Below are 7,988 nucleotides of genomic sequence, written 5' to 3' on the forward strand. Positions count from 1 at the left end.
GCATGGATGCATTCACCCGACTTTGGATGGGTTACCTCACCACCCCACAGACACATAAAGTATAACTACATATCTATGTTTTTCGACTCCATATTATCAAGGACAGGCTCAATGCTTCAATGGGGTTCTCAGGCAGACCCGATGTATAAATCAGGGTACTGTAACATAACTCTCACAAAGCTTCCAAATGCGATAAACCCCAGTGAAACTCTCGATGTACCTTTCGTCGCATACCATGGTATGAAAACTGCGGCAAGTAACTTCCATACCCATATCAGCTGGGATGTCATGTACAGACTAAACGGCACTGAGTTTCAGAGAGGTTCATTCTCCATTTCAGAGGTGTCACCATCAACGGCTCGGTCACCCGATACAGCTTGGTCGAATAGCCACGAATATGAATCATATTATCCCGACCTTGTCGGCTGCTCCACTGTCGAGGACCTTCTTGCCATATGGCCCAAAATAGATGCTGATAACAATGGTAATATATACATCATAGCTACACCCTCAAGTAACGATACATTATGCGGTGTTCCTGTTCCCGACTATGTCGTTTTCTGGAAAGGCTCGCCAGTTTACGAAGCATCAGGATTCATAACCACATACGATTATACCGATGCTCTGCTTTTGGACTTCTCGCTGGGCATCAACGCTGACATAGCTGTTGACAGACGAACCGGGAAGGTCGCTGTAGGATACATAAGCATATTCGATACAGTATACTGCGGGACAGGAACAGATAGAGGAGCCTCCTGGGCATCACTTGATATAGGAATAAGAACATCAACTGATGGCGGCGCAACATGGTCTAACAGAATCCATGTGCTTGACCCAGACGAGGATGGAATGTATGAACCCAGCGACTTCGATACCTTATTCTTCCCAACTGTAATAGGCACAATCCTCGCCTCTGGAGACACCATGTATTACACATGGGTCGATACATTCGCTGGGGTGTGGAAACCAGCGGGTTATAATGATATAAGCCTTACATTCGACCCATCAGGAAATGTTCACGCTGTGTTCAGCGCGTTCCTCGTGAACTTCTATAGCCTCACAGACCCATGCACACTCGGGATATGGTATGGTTCAGGTGTGCTTCATTGGAGTCAGGCTACTGGAGATTACAGCCTAATCACAGCAGGAATACCTAACACGAGACCAACCTATGTTGAGGGCAATTATGGCGGTTCATATCTCGTTGAATTCATGACATCTGTAAGACCCTCAATAGCTATAGATGATACCGGCACAATATATGTGGTCTGGGAGCAAGCCTGGCCGATATACTACGAACTTCACGACTCACTTTGGAGGCTTTTAAGACTATATCCACATGGCACAACATTGGATTCCATAGGAGAAGAAATGTACCAGCAAATCGTTGACTCCGTTGCCGCAGCAACAGAAGGAATGTTCGACATGAGCGCCAACAATGTCGCAAACTACGAAATATTCCTCTCATACTCATCCGATGGCGGAAGAACATGGCACCCAAGAAGAAACATTTCCTACACCAACTCACCACAGTGCGCAGTTGACAGTTGCCTTTGCGAGCTCGACATCTCCGTGGCAAGAAAGGTCGATAACTACCTTCACATTTTTGCGGTTCTCGATAAAGACGCTGGGAAATACCTGAAAGCGCCAACCGGTGGCACAAACGGTGAGATAACCGCTGACCCGATACTCCACATCGCAGTTCCGACAATATGCATTGTCCGTGATTCATTCCCGGAGGAAGGCATAAAAGAGGCGAAATCCATGATTACGCCCACCACTCCCAAACTCGTGGACGCTTATCCGAACCCATTCAATGCTGCTGTTAACCTCGTCTGGAAAGTGCCCGAAGCAGGCAACATAAAGGCTGAAATTCTCGACATCTCGGGAAGGGTGGTTAAAACTATCCGCACTGGTTACTCAAAAGCTGGTGAATTCAGCGCGGTATGGGATGGCACCGATGAAGCAGGAAAAGCCGTTCCTTCCGGCTCTTATGTGTTTAAGCTGACGACGGAAAAGGCAACGAGCTCTATGGTGCTGAAACTGGTGAAATAAAGCTTAGCCGGGCGTTTCGGAATGTTAGATGTGTCAAGCCCCCGGAAAAACGGGGGCTTTTTGTTGGCTAAAAAGGTTAAAATAGGCACAATTAACAGAAAAACCACAAAGGGGAAAAAACTTTAAATCGACTGTCAGAGCAGTTCGGTCTGAATCTCTATTATGTTGACCCGTCTCTCGCTTTCCACTATCTGGAGAACCTTGTCAAGCAATCCGTTGGTGTAATCCGCGCTGGTGTTCACCACAACAACTGCGATTTTAACGCGCTGCCACAGGTCGTGGTGATCAACCTCAGCCACCGAAACATTGAACCTCGACCGAATTTTATCACGAAGCGACTTAACAACGAACCGCTTCTCTTTAAGCGACCTGCAACCTGGAATGTAAAGATCAAAAGTTCTGACTCCTATTATCATTTTGGTTAGGTTTTAAACAGCCTCGTGTCCAAAGAACCACCAACTACAAAGTCTTCTTTATCTCAATTTTCTTGAACGCCTCTATTATGTCGTCAGGCTGAAAACCGGTAACTCCCTCCACCATAACGCCACACTCAAGCCCCGCAACCACTTCTTTAACCTGATCCTTGTACCTTCTGAGGTCTGCTATCCTGCCTTCGCCAAGTAACTCATCGTCACGATATATTCTTATTGAAGCATCGCGCCTCAGGACGCCCTGCTCAACGAGACAGCCGGCAATGTTATTTCGGAAAACTTTAAGTATCCGCGCCTTGCCGAGAAATTCTTCCCTTATTTCGGGTTCCAGCATGCCCTCAAGAGCTTTCTTTATGTCGTCCTCAAGGTCATAGATAACCCTGTAAAGGCGTATTTCCACTCCGTTCTTTTCGGCTAATTTTCGAACCCTGCTGTCCGCCTTAACTGAAAAGCCTATGATAACCGCCTTCGATGCTGCCGCCAGCAGAACATCGTTCTCAGTTATATTGCCCACCCCACGATGTATTATTTCTATCTTTGTCTCATCTGTGGAAAGCTGTGACAAAAGATCCGATATAGCCTCAACTGAACCGCCCACATCCCCTTTCAGTATTAATCTCAGCGTTTTTTCTTTTTGCTTTTGTGCTCTTTGGTAGAATGTCGCAAGTGTTATCGCTGGCATTCTCCGCTCTCTCTGCGCTTCCCGTATTCTTCTCCTTTTTGATGCTATCTCAGCCGCCTTTTTCTCCGACTCCACCACGACGAGCAAATCGCCCACCTCAGGCACACCGTTAAGCCCTATAACCTGAACTGGTCTTGATGGTCCTGCTTCCTCGACGACATTGCCTCTCTCATCGAACATGTTTCTAACACGCCCATGATACATCCCCACTACGATCGGGTCGCCGCGGTAAAGCGTGCCCTGCTGAATTAAGACTGTCGCGGTAGGTCCTCGTCCGCTGTCGAGCCATGCCTCAAGAACTACACCACGCGCTGGTTTGAATGGGTTCGCTTTAAGTTCCATAAGCTCGGCTTGAAGGATTATGTATTCTATCAGGGTATCCACACCCATTCCTGTTTTCGCGGATATTTCCACGCAAAGGGTATCTCCTCCCCATTGGTCGCATACTATGTCAAGCTCAGATAGCTGTTTCATCACCTGCTCAGAGTTAGCACCGGGCAGGTCCATCTTGTTTATAGCCACGATAATAGGCACTCCCGATGCACGAGCATGGTTTATAGCCTCGACAGTTTGCGGCATAACTCCATCCTTCCAATCGACCACCAGCACTGCGATGTCAGTAACCTGCGCACCCCGTGCCCTCATCGCCGTGAATGCCTTGTGACCGGGGGTATCGATGAATGTTATCTCCCCGTACTCGGTTTCCACCATGTATGCACCTATGTGCTGGGTTATCCCCCCAACCTCCCCTGCGACGACATTGGTTTTTCTTATGTAATCAAGGAGAGTAGTTTTACCATGGTCAACATGTCCCATAACAGTTACCACTGGCGGGCGCCTTACGAGTTTGGTTTCGTCCTCCTCCTCTTCTTCCTCGCGTAGTTCCTCCGCAAGCTCATCCTCTATGTCAACCTTAACCGGCTTCTTCCCATAAGCATCCGCTATAAGCGATATGGTTTCGAAATCAAGCCTTTGATTTATCGTTACGATCAAACCAAGCTCTTTGAAGCACTTTTCGATAAGCTCTGTGGGCGATATTCCAAGCCTCTCGGCAAGCTCCTTTGTTGTCATGAATTCGTGGACCTCGATAGCGTTGGGGTCCTTAAGTTCTCCTTCTACTTCTTCGCGCCTCGTTTTTCTGTACTTTCTTTTCTTGCGGGTTTGCGAAAGCTGAGCGAGCGTTTGTCTTACAGCCTCGAAAACTTTCTCCTTAGTTATCGACTTCAGAAGTTCCTCTCGTCTGCGCCGCCTCTCCTCTTCAAGTCTTCGGACTTCGGCTGCGTAATCCCTGCCTATATGCTTCTTCTTTCGCCTTTTTCTTCTGGGGCGAGGTCTTCTTACGAAAACTCTTTCCGGCGCCTTGGTAGCTACTGCCTTCTGGACCTCCTCCTTCTTCCTTTCCTCCTTTTTAGCTTCCTCTTTCTCCTCCGAAAGTCTCTGCTGGACCCGTGCTGCCATCTCATCCGTGAAAACGCTCATGACCCGCGCTGCCATCTCATCGGTGAAAACGCTCATGTGGCTCTTAACATCGAACCCGAGCTGCTTGAGAAGCTGCAGAAGTGCTTTGCTCGATAAATCCAGTTCCCGTGCCGCTTCGTATATCCTTTTCTTCGACATGACTTTTTATTCGAAAAGATTGATGATTTTAATAATAGAAAATAAAGCCGTATTTTCCAAGTGTATTTTAAGATAAAATCAACTCACAAGACAAAACTTATTTTTTCTTAGGATTCTCTTCGCTGGTTTTTGCCTCCACCTGTCTTTCCGCAGAGGGGACATCCTTTTGCTTTTTCGCCAAAAGAGCCTCCTCAAGCTGCCTGTCCTTGGTTACGAATGCATGCTCCGCCTCGACTTGGTCGACAAGTTTTCTTGCTGCAAGAAGTATTTCATTGGCTTTATCACCTATCTCAGGTATAGAACGCAGCAGTTCTTCCTTCATTCGCGCGAGCTTTTGAACTGTGTCTATCTCGAACTTTTTGAGCACTTCGAGTTGTTCCTTCGTCAATATATCGAGCTTTTCTATCGGGGTCATCGACGCCTTATACTGTTCCTCACCGTAAATCGTTAGCTTCCAGCCGACCAATCTCGCCGCCAGTCTCGCGTTAACGCCGCCTTTACCTATAGCAAGCGAAAGCTGGTCGTCAGGAACAACTATGACTATTTTATGCTCATCGGGGTAAAGGTAAGTCTCGAGCACCTCTGCCGGTGCAAGAGCTTTCTTCACGAATTGCTCAGGGTCAGCCGAGTAAGGGATTATGTCTATCTTTTCGTTGGAAAGCTCCTTAACCACAGCCTGAACCCTCGTTCCCTTCAATCCTACACAGGCACCAACCGGGTCTATCCGGTCATCGGTAGAATAAACTGCTATCTTAGTTCTTTCTCCTGCTTCACGGGCTACGGCAACTATTTGAACCCTGCCCTCGTAAATTTCTGGAACCTCAAACTCGAAAAGTTTTTTCACGAACTCCGGCGCTCTGCGCGAGAGAATTATCTGTGGTCCCTTCGTGTCCTTTCTTACTTCCTTAACATACGCTCTTACAGTCTTACCTATTGGAAGATGCTCGTCCGGGATTTGCTCGTTCCGCAAAATAACACCCTCAGCTCTGCCAAGATTGACGATAACATTGCCTCTATCCACACGATGGACAGCACCAGAAACTATTTCACCAACCTTATGCCTGTAGTCGGAATAAATTATTTCGCGCTCTGTTTCGGTTATCGACTGGATAAGTTTCTGTTTCGCTGCAAGGACAGCTTTTCGCCCGAATTCGGAAGGGTCAAGCTCTACCTCGACTATATCGCCAACCCGTGCGTCTGGCTTTATCTTTTTTGCCTCTTTCTTTGCTATCTCAAGCGCAGGATTGTTCACCTTGAGCACTACTTCCCTTTTAGCTATTATCTTTATGGTTCCCAGCTCAGGGTCTATGATGACATCGACATTTTCGGTAGTGCCGTATTTTTCCTTAACGGCAGCTTTGAACGCCTCTTTGAGAATCTCTATTATCACCTCTTTGTCGAGGTTTCTCTCCTTAACGAGGTCTTCTAATGCGTCGACTATTTGATGGCTCGCTATCTCTCCCATTTTTCCCTCCAAAAATTATATAATTATTTTCCCAACCTGAATTTCGCTTATGGGAATGGTTCTTTCACCTTTTTTCGTGTCCAGCACTATGCCCTCACTGTCAACATGGCTTAGCACGCCCTCCACGCTCGTCCCATCGTTAAGAGTTACTCGCACCCTTTCTGTCTGCGCTCGTCTGAAATCACTTATGGACTTAAGCGGTCTGTCAAGTCCCGGTGACGAAACCTCAAGCATATACGAATGAGGAATAATGTCCGCCTTATCAAGCTCCTCCGAAATAACCCGAGAAAGAGTCGTTATCTCATCTATAGTTATGCCTCCTACCCTATAAACAAAAACTCTTAAAACAGACGCCCTTCCAACACCCGCCGCTTTAATCTCAACGAGTTCATAACCTCTTGATTCCACTATTGGCGCTACAATGCTCTCTATTTGTGGCAAATACTCCTTCATAGCTTTCTAAATTGGTCATTTCGATTGTTAATAAATGTAAAATGGGATTTTTCGCAAGGATAAGTTAAAAATTCCCCCACAACAAAACAACAAAAACACCTACTAAAACGCTTTAATGGGCTCCCATATCAACTCTTTTCGGTTGGTGATGGGCTACTTCATCGGTGTCGCAGGTGCAACGGTGCCGGGGCTTTTGCTTTTAACATTCCCTATGAGCGCTTCTCGAATTTTTGCCACGAACTCTGGTATAGCCGATGGACCGTTTGCAGTTATTATTCTTCCTGAGCGAACCACTTTCTTGTTGACATACTCGGCGCCTTTAGCCATAAGCTTCTTCTTAGCAGAGCGGAAAACGGTGGCTTTCACGCCATCGAGAAGCCCCGCGTTGGCAAGTATTACCGGCGCAAGGCAAATAGCCGCAACAATTTTTTTCTTGTTGTAGAACTTTTTAGCCAGTGCCTGAGCTTCCTCGTTATCCCACAACGCCGTAACTCCAACGCCGCCAACGAATACTATCGCGTCAAAACTGTCGGGACTAACGGAACCAAGAAGTCCATCTGGCTTGACCTTCTCGCCAAGCATACCGGTGATAGTCTTGGTAGTTGTGGATACCACCCTTGTTTTTGCGCCCATTTTCTCGAGTCGCTCCTTGGTCTCGAATAGTTCCTCATCCCGAAACTTGTCCGGCGCTATAACGAACACGATTTTTTTGCCGAGAAGAGGTTTCGGTGCTACAGCGGGGGCAGCAACGCTTTCACCAGAACCCTTGGCATAAACCGGCGCCTTAAGACCCGCAAAGAAAACCAGCAAAAAAAGCCCACCTAAAAGTGCTATGCCTATTAATGTTCTCATTTTATACCCCTCGTGGTCTTTTACGAATAATATCAAATGGAACCACTTTCTAAACATCTATTCCCTCCTACATTTTTCTTTAAGCCCTAAGCACACCCTTACCTTTTTGCCTTCTTACAATCATTCCCTCCCTTAAAGGAGTAACACATGTTCTCACATTGGGGATTCCATCGACTTCCATAAGGCAAGATGAACATTTGCCAATAGCGCAGAAAAATCCTCGCGGGCGATTGTACCGAAGCGAGTATCTCAAAACTTTCACACCATTATCGTGAAGCGCCGCAGCAATAGGTTCCCCCTCATATCCGTATAAGGTCTTGCCCTCGAAAACGAAGCTAACTTTTCTGCCTCGTTTAAACTCCAGTATCGGATGTTCCTTTATCCTTGCCACCTTTCCTGCCCACTTGTGAACTATAATATAAACCCGCATTTT

At 46.9% G+C, this 7,988-nt stretch carries 7 protein-coding genes; 1 reads left to right on the top strand and 6 read right to left on the bottom strand.

The features are described from left to right. A partial coding sequence (locus J7J62_03095; GenBank protein ID MCD6124141.1) for a T9SS type A sorting domain-containing protein occupies nucleotides 1-2,055 on the top strand: 2,055 nt, incomplete at its 5' end. A 134-nt stretch (nucleotides 2,056-2,189) separates the two neighbouring features. On the opposite strand, the gene J7J62_03100 is transcribed toward J7J62_03095, so the two are convergent. From J7J62_03100 to J7J62_03125, 6 genes are all read right to left on the bottom strand, one after another. Further along, nucleotides 2,190-2,471, bottom strand: coding sequence for a DUF503 domain-containing protein (locus J7J62_03100; protein MCD6124142.1), 282 nt, complete (start codon nucleotides 2,469-2,471; stop codon nucleotides 2,190-2,192). Nucleotides 2,472-2,514: 43 nt separating this feature from the next. After that, nucleotides 2,515-4,785: a translation initiation factor IF-2 gene (gene infB, locus J7J62_03105; protein ID MCD6124143.1), complete on the bottom strand. Its 2,271-nt coding sequence runs from the start codon at nucleotides 4,783-4,785 to the stop codon at nucleotides 2,515-2,517. Nucleotides 4,786-4,882: 97 nt separating this feature from the next. Then, nucleotides 4,883-6,250 (bottom strand): transcription termination/antitermination protein NusA, encoded by a 1,368-nt coding sequence (nusA, locus tag J7J62_03110; protein MCD6124144.1) that lies wholly within the window; start codon nucleotides 6,248-6,250, stop codon nucleotides 4,883-4,885. Nucleotides 6,251-6,265: 15 nt separating this feature from the next. Beyond that, nucleotides 6,266-6,703 (bottom strand): ribosome maturation factor RimP, encoded by a 438-nt coding sequence (locus J7J62_03115; GenBank protein ID MCD6124145.1) that lies wholly within the window; start codon nucleotides 6,701-6,703, stop codon nucleotides 6,266-6,268. Between the two features lie 153 nt (nucleotides 6,704-6,856). Beyond that, complete coding sequence (locus J7J62_03120) at nucleotides 6,857-7,612, bottom strand: DJ-1/PfpI family protein (protein MCD6124146.1); 756 nt, start codon at nucleotides 7,610-7,612, stop codon at nucleotides 6,857-6,859. A gap of 22 nt (nucleotides 7,613-7,634) precedes the next feature. Continuing rightward, nucleotides 7,635-7,946: a (2Fe-2S)-binding protein gene (locus tag J7J62_03125; protein MCD6124147.1), complete on the bottom strand. Its 312-nt coding sequence runs from the start codon at nucleotides 7,944-7,946 to the stop codon at nucleotides 7,635-7,637. Nucleotides 7,947-7,988: the final 42 nt, after the last annotated feature.

The sequence above is a fragment of the bacterium genome, from assembly GCA_021159335.1.
Lineage (GTDB): Bacteria > UBP14 > UBA6098 > B30-G16 > B30-G16 > JAGGRZ01.